This is a genomic window from Streptomyces sp. SID1328 (assembly GCF_009865595.1).
GTDB lineage: Bacteria > Actinomycetota > Actinomycetes > Streptomycetales > Streptomycetaceae > Streptomyces > Streptomyces griseoluteus.
The window spans coordinates 1-13,101 of sequence record NZ_WWKH01000035.1 but is presented as its reverse complement, the minus strand read 5'-3'; the positions used below and the strand labels follow the sequence as shown (position 1 = coordinate 13,101).

Below are 13,101 nucleotides of genomic sequence, written 5' to 3'. Positions count from 1 at the left end.
CCACCACCCCCAACCGCCCGGCCCGGCCAGCGCAGGGATGCCGTCGGAGGCCCCGCTGCTGTCGGTGCACGCCGCCGTGGTGTTCCTGGCGGCCGTCATCATCGGCCTCGTCATGGGCGGGCTTATGTTCCTCCACGACAAGTCCGTGCCGACAGCCGTCGCCGCGGGCTTGGGTTCCTTCGGGCTCAGCGTCCCCGTGCTGCACAAGCTGATCGGCTGACCGGCGGTGGTGCTGGGCGCAGCATGTGCGCCCAGCACCCCGGCCTCCGTCAGGCGGCGTGGAACTCGTGGGCCTGGCCGCCTCGCCCACTCCACCCACTGCGGGTCGTCCCAGATGGCCTCGGCTTCGGCGACGCCAGCGGCCTCGAGGAACACGACCAGGTCGTGGTCGCTGTAGGCGGTGCCGAGGAGCTCGTCCTGGCCGTGGCTGTGCATGGTGACTCTCCGGCCGCCCGATTGGAAGGGCCGGTGCCGACGATCGGTGCGCTGGTCACGCCTTCCAGCGTGCCCCGGGCCGATCGGCTGGGCGAGTCGGCCCGGGGCGTCAGGGAGAGTCGCCGGACCAATTGCGCCGAACTGCCCGAGCTCGGTCGTCAGGGCAACGCCGGTTTGGATCTCGTCCGCTGTCCAGTCGGTGATGTCGAGCAGCAGCCCGTCGAGCGGGCCGCCGACCAGTTCGGCGTAGTCGCCGTGCGGACGCCCTTGGCCGATTACGGAGACCCAGCCGCCAGCCACGGCTCCCAGCGCGCCGATCGCCGTGCCCACCACACCTGCCACGCTCGCGTCCATGTGTGGTATTAGATCTCGGCACCGAGCCCTCGGCCAGGGCGTATCCGGTCCGCACCCTGCACGCCAAGGCCGAAGAAGCTCGCGCCCGAGCCCCCGCTGAGCTCACCGCCCTGCTCGCTGGTTACCTGCCTGAGTCGCCGATCAGGCGCGTGGAGCCGCACCGGTACGGGCCCCACACGTTCGGTTCAGGAAGCCACGTCCTCCGCCGGTTCGGGTTCCGGGTGCCGGGTCTTGGAGGGATCCGCAGCATGTGGGCGCACGGCTTCGGCTACGGGGTGGCGGACGCTATGGCCGTCGTACGCCCTTGTGAGCGGTCTGTCTTGGCTCCGGGGTTCTTCGGTTCAATGGTGCGGGGGTCGACGGCCTCGCCGGGGGCGCCGACGGCGTAGGGGCCGGCGGGCTGACTGTCGCGGTCGTGTGGGAGGAGGAAGAAGACCCGCCGCCGGTACAGGCCACTGTCGGGGTCGGGTTCGGCTCCGTCGTCCAGGAGTGCGTAGCCGACCATGCGTCCGTCGCGGGCGTAGCGCGGCTTGTTGCCGCGGCGGGGGGTCTTGTCGAGGGCCTGGCGGACGTACTGCAGTGCGGCGGGGTCCTCCAGCCAGACCACTTCCTGCTCGTGGGTGATCTCGCTTGCGTTCAACAGCGAGCTCATGGCTGCAGCCCCTTCTTCATCGGCGGGCCCTCGCAAGGAGGTTTCGCCTGGCGTGCGTGTGTGGTGCGGTGGCCGGTTTGCCGGGCGACCGTCGAGCGGAGTGCGGGCGTCGCCCGGAGCGGATCCGGGTTCCCATCGTAATCGGCGAGGGGAGGCGGGCGTAGGGCTGCGGGCGCGGGATCGGCGGTGTGGTGGGTCATTCTGGCGCCGCCAGACCGAGTCCCGGGTAGTACTTGCGGCCGTTGGACTTGATCATTTCGGAGGGTGAGCTGAGGCCGACTTCCTGTCGGACTCGGGTGGCGAAGGCGCGGGGGGTGGCGGGGCGGATGCCTTCGCCGGAGGTGCACCAGGAGCTGTACTCCGTGTAGAGCAGGCCCTGTTCGACGCGGAGTTCAGTGTCGGTGTCGGCGTCGCGGGTGCAGCACTCGGTGAGAAAGCGGCCGATGTGGTCTTCGGTGGTGGCGTAGGCGCTGGTGGCCATGCGGACGCGGTCGGGGCCTTCGAGGGGGTCGCGGGTGGTGAGGTAGCGGTGGGCGCCTTCGATGAGCCACTGCAGGATGCCGGGGCCTTCGTCGCGGACGAGTTCGAAGGCGAGGTTGTCGATGCGGCGTTCGGCGGCGACGGTGCGGATGAAGGGCACGAGGCGGATGCGCCGCCAGAAGGCGTATCCGCCGGTGGTGACCTCGGGGCGGTGGTTGCCGAGCAGCCACAGGTGGTGGGTGGGCGTGAAGGAGAAGTAGTCCTGCCGCATTCGGCGGGCTTTGATTTTGTCGCCGCCGGTGAGGAGGCGGACGCGGGCTTCGTCGAATTTGTCGTTGGGCTTCAGCTCGCTGCATACGATCAGGCGGCGGCCGTGCAGCTCGGTCAGTTCGGTGGAGTGTTCCGCGTAGGCTCCGCGGTCCATCAGGAAGCCGGGTGGTGCGGCGTCCGCGTAGTCGCCCAGGATCTGGATCATGGTGTCGAGCAGGACGCTCTTGCCGTTCTTGCCCTCGCCGTGGAGGAAGGGCAGCACTTGGGCGCCGACGTCGCCGGTGATGGAGTAGCCCAGCAGCAGGTGCAGGAAAGCGATCATCTCGCGGCCTTCAGCGTCGTCGCCGAAGGTGTCGGTCAGGAAGCGGTCCCAGCGGGGGGTGTCCATCGGCTGGGGGGCGACGGTGGTGGCGCGGGAGTGGAGGTCGCGTTCCGGGTCGGGTTTGCGCAGCTGTCCGGTGAAGAGGTCGACGACCCCGGCGGGGGTGCACAGGGCGTGCGGATCGCCGTCGAGGGCGTCGGGGTCGACGGACAGGCCCGGGGCGGCCTTGGCCTGGGTGAGCAGGGCCTGCATGCCGGCGGTGGAGAGGGTCTTGCGTTTGTGGTGTGCCAGCTCGCGGTCGGTGAAGAGACCGCGCAGATCGGTGGAGGGCATGTCCTCGGCCATCTCTCCGGCCGCCCACAGGGCGGCCTTCTCTCCTCCGCCCCGCTTCCAGCGATAGCCGTCCCAGACGAACCAGCCCAGGCCCTCGGCGTGTCGGAACTGGTCGCGGTAGAGCTGGGCGAACAGTCGGGCGTTGCCGCGGTCGGACAGCGACGGCGGCAGGAGCCCTGTAGGAGGGGGCTCTGCGACGGCAGTCGCGGACGGGGCGGCCGTCACCTGGGCGGGGAGCAGGGGCAGGGGCGGCTGCGCCGCCTCGAGGTCGAGCATCTGCTGGGCAGCGGCCTGTGCATCGAAGCGCGGCATGTCGGCGCTGCTCATGGACGTCCTTTAACGTGGAGCGGTCGGGCGGATCCTGCGGCGAGGCCGGTGTCGATGATTCTCTCGTTGCGGGCCGTCTGCCAGGGGCGGGCCTGGTGGGCTGCCTGGAGGAGCTCCTCGCGCACATCGGCCACTTCGAGGTGACCGGCTGCGGCGAGGCCTCCGGCGGTGTAGGCGGCTCTGTTCAACTTCTCCGTGAATCCGGTGCCCTCGGTGGCGGCCCCGCAGGCGGCGAGTTCCTCCAGCAGGGGCGCGAGCACCCGCTGGGCTGCGGCGGTTTTGGCACGGTGGCGCGCACGGGGTATGGCAGGGACTTCCCTCTTTGGGGGCGGGGGCTGGATGAGATGCCCGGTGCGTACGAGCTCGTCCCGCAGCCATTGCGGGAGGGGTGCAGGGTGTCGGACAGTCCCCTCCGCCCGGTAGGTCCCTTCGCCGGTGCGTGTGCTCGGGGCGACGATGTAGCCGCCGGTGGCTCTAACGTCGACCTGCCAGGCCAGCGCCACCTTGGTGCTGGAGCCGACGGAACAGCGGAACTCCAGGTCGGGCCAGGGATTGCGGTACCAGACGTGCAGCCCGCCCGAGGGGGTGCGCACCCGCAGGGTTGTCTCGTCCAACGACGGGTCAGGCTGACGGCGGTAGGCGGCCAGCAGCGCGAGCGTGTCGAACCCTGAGGCGAGGCCAGCCAGGTCCACCTGGTCGGGGATGGGGATCCCGGCCAGAAGCCGCATCCGGTCGGGGACCGGAGCGCGATGTGCGTCGACGTCGATGACGACCAGCCGCGCCGGACCGCAGGCGACACCGACGCCTGCGGCAGGCTGGGCGTCCCACCAGGCGTTTACGCGGTCCGGGTCGGTGGTCGCGGCGTGAAAGCCGTGACAGGGCCTGCCGTCGGGCAGGCAGGGGCACGTTTTCGGGTCGTGGCGGTGGTCCCTGCACTCTGGGCAGTTGGCGCCCGGCGTCTTGCGTCCCGGTGCCAGCGGGTGGACGGGCCATCCCTGCGCGGCGCACCAGAGGGCCACGGCACGCGGCGAGCCCACCCCGCCCATGGCGGGAGGTGTCACGGTCTCACCGGGGCTCGGCACGAATAGTCCTTGTCAGCTCTTGTCTGTCCTGGGTCCCTGGACCAAAGCGGCAGGTCATCAGTGGGCTGACGACACCTCAGGGACCGAAGGGACCGTACTTCGGAAAGAGAGTGTAGGGGCTGTGCAGGCAGTCTGTCTGACACATCCGCCCGCGTGCCGCGTCTTCCCGTATTTGGGTCCCTTGGGTCCCTTCAACCTCCCGGAGGACAGCGGGGAGGAGGCGATCCGGCGTCCCGAGGCACTGGGGAGGGAGAGGCGGCCAGGTGGCGAGTGACCGAAGGGACTAAATTCCAGCGACGTCGCGACTGCTGTCAGGGTTCCAAGCAAGGACGCATACCGCTATGAAGCCGGCGGCCGGGCCCGCTGCGGATGTTGAGGGACTCAAAGAGAGACTCGGCCAGGGACCAGCTGGCTTTCAGTCCCTCCCACAAAACTGCAGGTCAAGGGCATACGTCCTATCCGGCAAGGGACTGAAGGGACTCAACTCGCTAATTACTAGCTGCTCAGAATGATGTGCTTCGCACGCGCGGGTACGCATACGAAGCACATGACTCTAGGCGCTTCATAATTGGCGATTTGAGTCCCTTCAGTCCCTTGCCTGGCCAAAGGAAACGCCCTGACCTGCGAAAACAGTCAGGGACTGAGCGAAATGAGGGTCCCTGGTCGCCCCCTGCCCTTCAGTCCCTGAGCCCCCCCGCCGGGGGCGGGGAAGGCTCCGCCAAGACTCAGGGCCCCGTTGAGGCGCCGGGCGCTGACAGTTCGCAGGAGGGCGGTGAGTGTTTTCTAGGAACAGGGACTGAAGGCCGTTTCAGGGGGCAGGGACTTCAGCCTTGGCGGGGCTTGCCCCCGGCAAGGGGCAGAGCGCAGCTCGGACATGCGTACGCGCTGGGACCGCCGCCGCCCTGTGCCCGCCTTCGTGGACCTGGTGTCCCCCGCCTCAGGCAAGACCGTCGTGTACGGGGAGCAGAGCCCGACCCACGGAGACTGACTGCTGTACAGTGGCCGCAGCCCGGCCGTCCATCCCGGCAAGCTGGGGGGCGTCTCCCGACACGGCCGTGATCGGCCAGCTTGCCCACCACGCTGACGACCCTTGTGCCCGACAGGGCCGCGCTCTCCCAAGTCGAGGCCGCCGATCGCCCCCGCTGCAGGTAGCCGTCCTCAACTCCCCCAGCGACCGCATGTGATCGCCTTGCGCTCGCACCCTCCGACCGACGACAGCACCCGTCCGCACCGTAGGGTCGGAACATGCCGACCGAAGACATCACAGGGCCCACCGTCAAGCACTGGCGGGACTGTACGGACGTGTATGACTTCCTGGACCAGATCCGTCTCCGGCCCGGCATATGGCTGCCCGGCGGCTCACTCCAGCACCTGCAGTCCATGCTCACCGGCTACCGGGTCGCACTCGGCGTGCACAACGTCGAGGCCCCGTGGGCCTTCTGGCCCGAAGACGACTTCAGCCGCTGGCTCCATGAATGTCACGGCATCGACAGCTCTCTTACCTGGGCAGTTGCGATTGAGCGCAACACTCCCGACGGCTCAACTCCCGTCGAGGAGTTCTTCCGTCTCTTCGACGCCTTCCGGCGCGAAGCGGCACAGGCCATCGCGACGACTCGTCTTCCCGGTTTTGAGTACACGATCAACACCTTCGTCACCCTCTTCTGGCGCAAACACCTCCACGCGCAGGCGGCGGAACGTCTCGAAGACCGCGGTTTCCGAGTCATCCGCTTCGAAGCCGGCCAATGGAACACGGAGCGAGACATGCACCGCGCTATGGCCGCGGCCCTGGACTTCCCCGACTACTACGGGCACAACCTAGACGCGCTCAATGACTGCCTCGGCGACGTGGCCTGTTACGGCGGCTACGACGATGCTCCCGAGGGCGCCGGACTGGCCCTCGTCTTCACCGACTACGACCGGTTCGCGACGACCTGCCCCAGGGCGGCCCAGGTCGTCCTGGACGTCATCGCCGTCCAGGCCAGGCGGGCAGCCGTCCTTCGCCGCCGTCTGATCTGCTTGGTCCAGAGCAACGACCCGCAGATCCGGTTCGAACCCATCGGAGCCATGTCCGTCATGTGGAATAGCGACGAAGCGCTCGACACCCGCCGCTGCTGACAGGCGACCCTTGTCGGTGCACCCGGTTAGGGTGCCCGCCATGGACGTGGGATACCTGACCGAATTGCTCGCCGATTCCGCGGAGGGTCTCCGTCCGTCAGGTCGGATGGTTACGTCCGATGAAGGGGACGGAGACGTACAGCCCCTGTGGCTCAGTGACGGGCCGGCCACAGCCGAGCTGTGGACGCGGATGCACGCCGAACACGTACGTTCCGGCCTGTGGTGGCCGCTTCTGCTCGAAGCGCTGGATCCGAACGACGGCGATTTCCGCCCGTGGGGATCCGGAGATGTCTTTCCCGAGCAGATGTCCTCCCCGGCGAGCCACGACTCTGCTGGCCTCCTCGCACGGTGATGGGATACCTACACAGCGGTTGACGAAGACGACATGCTCGACGCCGACAGGCCTCGCCGTCATGGCCCCCTTCGGCCAGACCTGGCCCGGTCTCGCGCTCAGCCGGGAGACGACAACGAACCCCGATCAACAGGCCGACGAGTTCGCGCAGGGGTTCCTCGCCGAGCGCCCACACACGCGTCTGGGGCTCGTCGCCGCAGCAACCGGTGCCGAGGCGCTGACGGCTGCGGGCTGGACCGGACCCTGCAATTTCGACAACGACACCGCAAAGTTCTCTGCGGTCGTCCGCGACTGGGAGCACCGGTTCGGCGCTCGTGTCGTGGCGGTCGGGTTCTCCACGCTGCACCTCAGTGTCGCCGCGCCACCGGCGAACGAGTATGAGGCTCTCCTGGTCGCGGCCGAGCACTTCGCCTTCTGCCCAGACAACATCTGGCAGGGCAGCAGGCCGTACACACTCGCCGCATACGCCGAGCGGATCACCGGCGCCCATCACTGGGATTTCTGGTGGGACTGATCCGCTACCCGGAAGACGTTCGATTGGGAAATGGCCTTCAAAGTGCGGTGCTGGGTTGTCAGGCGACGGACAGTCGGTGCCACCAGTGACTGCAGCCGACGGAGCAGAAGCGCTCGCGGCGCCGTCCGATCGCGAGCACCGCGATCAGCAGCCGGAACGCCTTGCGGCTTTCATCGAGAGGCGTGAGACCTGCGATCTTTCCCAATTGCTCGTGTATCCGGCCTCGTGAGATCAGCACTGCGGGTGTATGCGTCGGGCGCAGCCCGGAACTGCGGATGCTCTCAGGTGCATCCTCGGTGACTGCGCGTGCCTGCAGGCCGGGGAGGTCATCGGGGACGGTCGGCGCGGTGTCGGCGAGTTGACCCAGAGGCCGCGGGATGAGCGAGGATGAGCGGGCAGGCACGGTCTAACGTCGGGGTGATCAGGGACTCGACACCTCATGATCACCGGAAGTCGTGCCTGCCTCCGCGTCAGCCCCCGCCGACCACCCCGCAGGCCTGCCCCAGCTCCTGAAGCCCCATCAACCCGAATGCACCGCCGGATCGACGCCGCCCTGCCCGCGTACCCCGTCGGCACCGTCATCGTGGCGCCGACGGGGTACGCCCGTCACCTGCGAGCGGAGTGCGACTTCAGCGGATGCGGTGCTTCCGCCAGAAGGGGCCGAGGTCCCTGTGCGTCATCGACTGTGCGGCCTTCTTGAAGTCGACGGTGGTGGAGACGCCGTACCAGTGGTCGTGGGCGTACTTCTTGATGAGGCCCGCCATGGTGCCGGCCCCGAGGACGTGCTCCAGGTCGGCCAGGACGCAGGGGCCGATCCCGTACACGACCTGGAAGTACTCGCCACGGTGTGTAGACCAGTAGGCCATCGAGTTGGTGAGCGCGGCGGTGGCGCTTGGCCAGGAGTCGTCCGGCGAGCACTCGAACCCGTCCCAGCGGTAGTAGTGCGCGTTGGCGTACTGAGCGAAACTCTCGTCCAGCCAGGGTGAGTTGTGGTCGTTGCCCACGACGCCGTACCACCACTGGTGGGCGATCTCATGGACGGTGGCGCCGCCTTCCTCCTCGGTGCCGAGGATAACCAGGCCGGGGTACTCCATGCCGCCGGCGAACCCGGGGGTCATCACGAGGTCTACCTCGCCGTACGGATAGCGGCCGAACTCCCTGCCGAACCGGTCGATGGCGGCGACGCCGTCCTTGCGGTTGAGGCGGACACCGGCGGCGGGCGTGTTCGGTGACCAGTACGACTTCACTCGCACGCCGTCAGGCGAGGTCTGGGTCGCGGTGCGGAACGGGCCCGCCGCCCATGCGAAGTCCCGCACCCGCTTGGCGACGCTGTGGGTGACCGTACGCCCGGTACCGCCGGGGCGGGTCCATGTGCTGCCGGTCGCCGGGACCTTGAGGGCGGACGGGTGGTCGAGGCGCACCCGGAAGTCGCTCGCCAGGGTGTAGAAGCTCTCGCCGTACGACACATACGGATCGAGGTGCCACCCCCTCGCGTCGTGCACGGCGAGGACCGGCAGCGCGTTGCCCAGGAAGCGGAACGCGCCTTCGCGGCCGAAGCGGTTGTTGCGTGCGGGCACGGTGAGGGCCACGTCGAAGGAGACGGCCGTCCGCTCACCGCGTGCGAGCGGCCTCGGCAGAGCGATGCGCAGCGCCGTGCACTTCACGCCGGGGCGGCCCGGAGTGCCGCCGCGCACGTGGGAGACGCGGACGGGGGACGGTCTTCCGGATGTCCCGCAGCCGTCTTCGCCATTGCCCCACAGGTGTATGTACACCTCGCGCAGGGGCCGGCTGGAGGCGTTGCGGAAGAACACCGTCTGCCGGCCCGCCCAGTGGGAGCCGTCGGCGTCGGCGCGCAGGTTCACGTCGTAGCTGGGGCGGTCGGGCGTCGCAGGTTCGGCCGCGCTCACCGCGGAGCCGGGCGCCGGGCCGGACGGCGTGCCGGCCTCGGCCACAGTGGTGCCTGCTGTCACGAGCAGCGCGAGCAGGGCGACCAGCAGACGGCGACCGGTTCTTGAGGGGCCCGTGGGCGACGAAGGTAACGAAGGCACGGCAGACGACATGACAGGTGACATGCCAGCGGATCTTGTCACAGGGTTCCCACGGCCGGCACAGGCCCGCGCGAAGAGGGGAGGTCGGCTCCGCTTGGGCGGCGAAAATGCCAGGGTACGCAGGGGATGTTCGCTGTCGTTGGCGCACAGTGAGGTCTTCTCAGCAACGTGACGGTTGCGCTACGTGACGAGCCGTCAGTGCCCGGCGGAGACTGACCTGACGTCAGAAACACGAGAAGCCCCTGGTAGGAACAGGTCTGCGAAGATCACGTTCCCGGCAAGAGGCTTCACGCGTTGAGGAGTATCACCTACACCGCCGTGCTCGACGTCAGCAGGGCCACCGCCGAGCACCTCGCGAAGCTGCTCGCCTAACACCGCGAGCGACTCGGCACCCACAAGGGCACCCGGGCGCTGGGCCCGTTCAAACAGGCAGTGCTGGTGCTGCGCTGGTTCGTCGACGGCAGCCGTCTGGTCCAACTCGCCCGCGACAACGGCATCGCGACCCCGACCGCGTACCGCTACCTGCACGAAGGACTGACCGTACTCGCCGACCACGCGCCCGACCTGTCCACCGCTCTGGAGCGGGCGGCAGCGGCGGGCTACACCCGCCTCAACCTGGACGGCACCGTCATCCGCACCGACCGCGTGGCCGCCGCCGGCCCCAACATCGATCGGCGCTCTCCGATTCGCCAACCAGACGAACATCGGCGCTGGACTCCGCCACCACACCCGCGACGCCAACCGTCCACTGATCACCCTCGGCATCATGTGATCAACCAGGACACATCACCTGAACGACGTGGCCGTGCACCCAGTCCGCCACGTCATGCGTCGAGAGGGAAGGCTGGATAGCTCTCCGCGAGTCCGGCCTGAGTTACTAATCGGGGTGGACTGCTTGGACGCCGGTGTCCGCGTACGCCTCGGGGGTCAGGGTCAGCAGGAAGCGGCCGGAGGGGAAGGCAGCGGATGGGCGGGCCGCGTGGATGGCGTGGACGGCCGCCCAGGAGTGTCCGGCGTGGAGCAGTTCCGTGGCGGTCAGCGCGGCCTCGGTGTCGAAGGGTTCGATCTGGATGAACCGCAGTCCGTTGATGTAGGCGAGCAGGCCGGGCCGTTCGGTGTCGCCCACGGTGAGTGAGAGCACCGGGGCGTAGAGGGTGCCCAGGCCGCCAGAGGCTTGCACGTAGAACGCAGCGACGGCCTCGTTGAACGGGTCCTTGGGGTCGTGGAGGGCAGTGGCGGTCGTGTGATCCAGGACGACCGCGATGGCCCCCACTACGCGGCCGCCGAGTCCTGGTTGGCGCCGAGGCGCTCCAGGAGGCCACGGGCCTTTGCCTCGGCCTCCGCGCTGGGTGCGGCTCCGAGGAGCGAGGCGAGTTCCGCGCGGGCCTGCGCGGCGCGCTCTTCGTACTCTGCGCGGGTGGGCTGGCCCTCGGCGAGCTCCTCCACGAGGCTGCGGATCGTGGTGCCATGCTCAGCGGCGAGGGCCGCCAGGCGATCACGCGTGGCGGCGCTCACCTTGATGCTCGTTTCGTCTGCCATCCCTACACTCTACTGCGAGTAGAGGTCTTGCGGGCCAGTGCCCCTACGGTTCGACGTGTTAAAAGGTCGGGCGGTTTCGAACCGGGGCCGGCAAGCGGACCAGCCAATGCGACGGCTGATCTCGCTCGTAGGCTGCCGCTATGACCGAGATGATCCAGACGCCGACGCCGCTCGACGCCTTCGAGCTGCTGATGGCAGGCAACAAGCGCTTCGTAACCGGCACCCTCGAGCACCCTAACCAGGACGCCGTCCGCCGCACCGAGACAGCACCGTCCCAGAAGCCGTTCGCCGTGCTGTTCGGGTGCTCCGACTCCCGGTTGGCAGCCGAGATCATCTTCGACCGCGGCCTGGGCGACCTGTTCGTGGTCCGCACCGCCGGCCACGTCGCTGGCACGGAGGTGCTCGGATCCATCGAATTCGGCGCGGCCGTCCTCAACGCGCCGCTGGTCGTCGTCCTGGGCCACGACTCTTGCGGCGCCGTGGCCGCAGCCTGCTCGGCTCTGGAGAACGGGCAGACGCCGGGCGGCTTCGTTCGGGACGTTGTCGAACGGGTGACGCCGAGCGTGCTGGCAGCCCGCGCCGCCGGACGTGAGACGGCCGAGGAGATCCTGGCGGAGCACATCGAGCACACCGTGGACCTGCTGCTGGAACGCTCCCACGTCCTGGCCGAACGGGTGGCCGACGGTCGCCTCGGTGTCGTGGGCCTGTCCTACCGTCTGGCGGACGGCAGTGCACAGCTCGTCGCCGCCCGCGGTCTCGACCTAGCGGTTCCCACCGCGTCCTGACCACCCGCTCACCCAGATCGATCGCCAGTCCAGCTCGCGGCCCCCGCCGCCCCCGCGGGGCCGCGAGCTCTCACGTGGGCCGGGGGGCAGGAGAACGGTCGTCTTTAGGCGAGGATCGGCACATACACGGCTCCTTCCCCGCCAGGCCGTGGGCTGTCGGTGTTGGTCACACGGTGCTACAGGGTCCTGCGGCGCGACGGAGCCGGTTGGCGATCGCCAGTCCCAGCCCCTCCCCCGCCGGCAAGGGCGCGACGATGAGGTCGCATCCCTTCTGATCCAGTTCGCGCAGGAAGCCGTACGGGCCGCGCGTGTAGGCGGTCATCGAGGCAGGGACCGCCACCACAGTGTGCACGTCCACCGACTCCCCAGTGAAGGAGGCGGGGAGGAAGACCCCCGCCGGGCCCCGCCTCGCCATCACACCTCCCGCAGTCCTGGGTCAGGGACGGCGGTAGCCGCCAGCAATGCGGGAAACACCGAGGCCCATGTGTCCTCGGCCAGGCCGGCCGGGTGCGCGGGGGTGGCCTCATCGTCCTGGTCGTTCTCGAGGCCGGTGTCGCTGCTGGCCAGCCCGGCTGGCAACTCCCCCATGCCGACCAGTCGGCACACCGGGACTATGGCTTCACTCCCCCACCGACCGGGTCCGCGCGTCCCATGCCACGCGAGGACCTCACTTCCGTGCCGTCCGACGGCGACAGCAGCGACACCGATCCGCACGTCCTGAACGCTCCGGAGATCTGCGTCCTGGTGCCGGTCGAAGTGCACAGGGCCAGCGGCACAGGCCACGGCCCGCGCCTCGCTCAACTCGCCGTCCTGATGTACTTCCGCTCCGGCCGCGACGTGGACGCGCTGTACGCTGACACGGACCCGATCAGTCCCTGGTCGACGACCACCCTGAACGCGCCGTTGCAGGGCCTGCGCCGGTCCCTGGGAAGCGACGCCGGGGGAAACCTGTATGTGTCACGCCGCCGCAGCGGCGAGGACCCGTACCGCCTCTCCCCCGCTGTCCGCTGCGACTGGACTTCTCCACCTGGCCGAGCGGGCCCTGCCTCAGGGCGCTGTCGGACTGCCTGACCTGAAGAAGGCGCTGACCCTCGTGCGGGGCCGACCGTTCGGTGGACGACCGCTTCCGTGGGCCGAGCCGTACCAGCAGGAAATGATCAGCCGGATCATTGACGTTGTCCACCCCGCGGCGAACTACCGCACCGCCAGGGGTCCGCACCACGACCTCGCCGCGGCGGGCCATAGCGGCCGGACTGGAGGTCGACGAAACCGCCGAGCTTCTCTATGGGACTGGATGCTGATCGAAGCGGCCGCCAACAACCGGTCCGGCGTGCACACGGCGATCTCCCGCGTCCAGCAGGTCAACCGCACCCTAGGCTGCGACCTGGAAACGGAGACCGAGGACCTGATCCGGAACCTGCTGCACGGCCCCTCTGCTCGCGGCGCTGGGCTGCCAGCACGTCGGGGTGACGGGCATTCGCGTTGCGCCAGCG

Annotated in this window: 13 protein-coding genes and 4 pseudogenes; 7 read left to right on the top strand and 10 right to left on the bottom strand. The window is 69.0% G+C overall.

What is annotated here, in order from left to right:
• Nucleotides 1-220: hypothetical protein (locus GT030_RS36080; RefSeq protein WP_237522143.1), on the top strand; the 220-nt coding region annotated here is incomplete at its 5' end.
• Between the two features lie 49 nt (nucleotides 221-269).
• Here GT030_RS36080 and GT030_RS36075 read toward each other — a convergent pair.
• The 4 genes and pseudogenes from GT030_RS36075 to GT030_RS01260 form a co-directional block, all read right to left on the bottom strand.
• Nucleotides 270-494 (bottom strand): annotated as a pseudogene (locus GT030_RS36075) (hypothetical protein).
• A gap of 563 nt (nucleotides 495-1,057) precedes the next feature.
• Nucleotides 1,058-1,441, bottom strand: coding sequence for a DUF6009 family protein (locus tag GT030_RS01270; RefSeq protein WP_161199409.1), 384 nt, complete (start codon nucleotides 1,439-1,441; stop codon nucleotides 1,058-1,060).
• A 196-nt stretch (nucleotides 1,442-1,637) separates the two neighbouring features.
• On the bottom strand, nucleotides 1,638-3,173 hold the full coding sequence (locus GT030_RS01265) for a phage/plasmid primase, P4 family (RefSeq protein ID WP_161199408.1): 1,536 nt from the start codon (nucleotides 3,171-3,173) through the stop codon (nucleotides 1,638-1,640).
• Complete coding sequence (locus tag GT030_RS01260; protein WP_161199413.1) at nucleotides 3,170-4,192, bottom strand: bifunctional DNA primase/polymerase; 1,023 nt, start codon at nucleotides 4,190-4,192, stop codon at nucleotides 3,170-3,172. The genes GT030_RS01265 and GT030_RS01260 overlap by 4 nt, the downstream gene beginning before the upstream one ends.
• Before the next feature lie 1,308 nt (nucleotides 4,193-5,500).
• Here GT030_RS01260 and GT030_RS35375 point away from each other — a divergent pair.
• From GT030_RS35375 to GT030_RS36065, 3 genes are all read left to right on the top strand, one after another.
• On the top strand, nucleotides 5,501-6,370 hold the full coding sequence (locus GT030_RS35375; protein ID WP_202459539.1) for a barstar family protein: 870 nt from the start codon (nucleotides 5,501-5,503) through the stop codon (nucleotides 6,368-6,370).
• 40 nt (nucleotides 6,371-6,410) lie between these two features.
• Nucleotides 6,411-6,722 carry a hypothetical protein gene (locus GT030_RS36070; RefSeq protein WP_237522142.1) on the top strand — a complete coding sequence of 104 codons (312 nt, stop codon included), beginning with the start codon at nucleotides 6,411-6,413 and terminating at the stop codon, nucleotides 6,720-6,722.
• 61 nt (nucleotides 6,723-6,783) lie between these two features.
• Nucleotides 6,784-7,236 (top strand): DUF4253 domain-containing protein, encoded by a 453-nt coding sequence (locus GT030_RS36065; RefSeq protein WP_237522141.1) that lies wholly within the window; start codon nucleotides 6,784-6,786, stop codon nucleotides 7,234-7,236.
• A 58-nt stretch (nucleotides 7,237-7,294) separates the two neighbouring features.
• Here the strand turns inward: GT030_RS36065 and GT030_RS01240 are convergent, their stop codons facing one another.
• Complete coding sequence (locus tag GT030_RS01240; protein ID WP_161199407.1) at nucleotides 7,295-7,639, bottom strand: DUF5958 family protein; 345 nt, start codon at nucleotides 7,637-7,639, stop codon at nucleotides 7,295-7,297.
• A gap of 226 nt (nucleotides 7,640-7,865) precedes the next feature.
• Nucleotides 7,866-9,308: a M1 family metallopeptidase gene (locus GT030_RS01235; protein ID WP_202459538.1), complete on the bottom strand. Its 1,443-nt coding sequence runs from the start codon at nucleotides 9,306-9,308 to the stop codon at nucleotides 7,866-7,868.
• A gap of 336 nt (nucleotides 9,309-9,644) precedes the next feature.
• Here GT030_RS01235 and GT030_RS01230 point away from each other — a divergent pair.
• Nucleotides 9,645-9,926: pseudogene (locus tag GT030_RS01230) on the top strand (IS5/IS1182 family transposase); the annotation flags it as partial.
• A 235-nt stretch (nucleotides 9,927-10,161) separates the two neighbouring features.
• On the opposite strand, the gene GT030_RS01225 reads toward GT030_RS01230, so the two are convergent.
• Together GT030_RS01225 and GT030_RS01220 are read right to left on the bottom strand one after the other, a co-directional pair.
• Complete coding sequence (locus tag GT030_RS01225) at nucleotides 10,162-10,557, bottom strand: hypothetical protein (protein ID WP_161199406.1); 396 nt, start codon at nucleotides 10,555-10,557, stop codon at nucleotides 10,162-10,164.
• Nucleotides 10,557-10,823 (bottom strand): hypothetical protein, encoded by a 267-nt coding sequence (locus GT030_RS01220; RefSeq protein ID WP_161199405.1) that lies wholly within the window; start codon nucleotides 10,821-10,823, stop codon nucleotides 10,557-10,559. Before GT030_RS01220 ends, GT030_RS01225 begins: the two co-directional genes overlap by 1 nt.
• 140 nt (nucleotides 10,824-10,963) lie before the next feature.
• Between GT030_RS01220 and GT030_RS01215 the strand changes: the two genes are divergently transcribed.
• Nucleotides 10,964-11,608, top strand: a complete 645-nt coding sequence (locus tag GT030_RS01215) for a carbonic anhydrase (protein WP_161199404.1) — start codon at nucleotides 10,964-10,966, stop codon at nucleotides 11,606-11,608.
• Nucleotides 11,609-11,774: 166 nt separating this feature from the next.
• Here GT030_RS01215 and GT030_RS01210 read toward each other — a convergent pair.
• Both GT030_RS01210 and GT030_RS01205 read right to left on the bottom strand, forming a co-directional pair.
• Nucleotides 11,775-11,957: pseudogene (locus tag GT030_RS01210) on the bottom strand (Sua5 family C-terminal domain-containing protein); the annotation flags it as partial.
• Nucleotides 11,958-12,022: 65 nt separating this feature from the next.
• Nucleotides 12,023-12,196: a hypothetical protein gene (locus GT030_RS01205; RefSeq protein WP_161199403.1), complete on the bottom strand. Its 174-nt coding sequence runs from the start codon at nucleotides 12,194-12,196 to the stop codon at nucleotides 12,023-12,025.
• Between the two features lie 706 nt (nucleotides 12,197-12,902).
• Between GT030_RS01205 and GT030_RS37270 the strand changes: the two are divergent.
• Nucleotides 12,903-13,101, top strand: a pseudogene (locus GT030_RS37270) (hypothetical protein); the annotation flags it as partial.

Coding starts and splice junctions, on each gene's coding strand:
- GT030_RS01270 (WP_161199409.1), bottom strand. CDS start 1,441: ATGAGCTCGCTGTTGAACGCAAGCGAGATCACCCACGAGCAGGAAGTG.
- GT030_RS01265 (WP_161199408.1), bottom strand. CDS start 3,173: ATGAGCAGCGCCGACATGCCGCGCTTCGATGCACAGGCCGCTGCCCAG.
- GT030_RS35375 (WP_202459539.1), top strand. CDS start 5,501: ATGCCGACCGAAGACATCACAGGGCCCACCGTCAAGCACTGGCGGGAC.
- GT030_RS36070 (WP_237522142.1), top strand. CDS start 6,411: ATGGACGTGGGATACCTGACCGAATTGCTCGCCGATTCCGCGGAGGGT.
- GT030_RS36065 (WP_237522141.1), top strand. CDS start 6,784: ATGGCCCCCTTCGGCCAGACCTGGCCCGGTCTCGCGCTCAGCCGGGAG.
- GT030_RS01235 (WP_202459538.1), bottom strand. CDS start 9,308: ATGTCACCTGTCATGTCGTCTGCCGTGCCTTCGTTACCTTCGTCGCCC.
- GT030_RS01220 (WP_161199405.1), bottom strand. CDS start 10,823: ATGGCAGACGAAACGAGCATCAAGGTGAGCGCCGCCACGCGTGATCGC.
- GT030_RS01215 (WP_161199404.1), top strand. CDS start 10,964: ATGACCGAGATGATCCAGACGCCGACGCCGCTCGACGCCTTCGAGCTG.
- GT030_RS01205 (WP_161199403.1), bottom strand. CDS start 12,196: ATGGGGGAGTTGCCAGCCGGGCTGGCCAGCAGCGACACCGGCCTCGAG.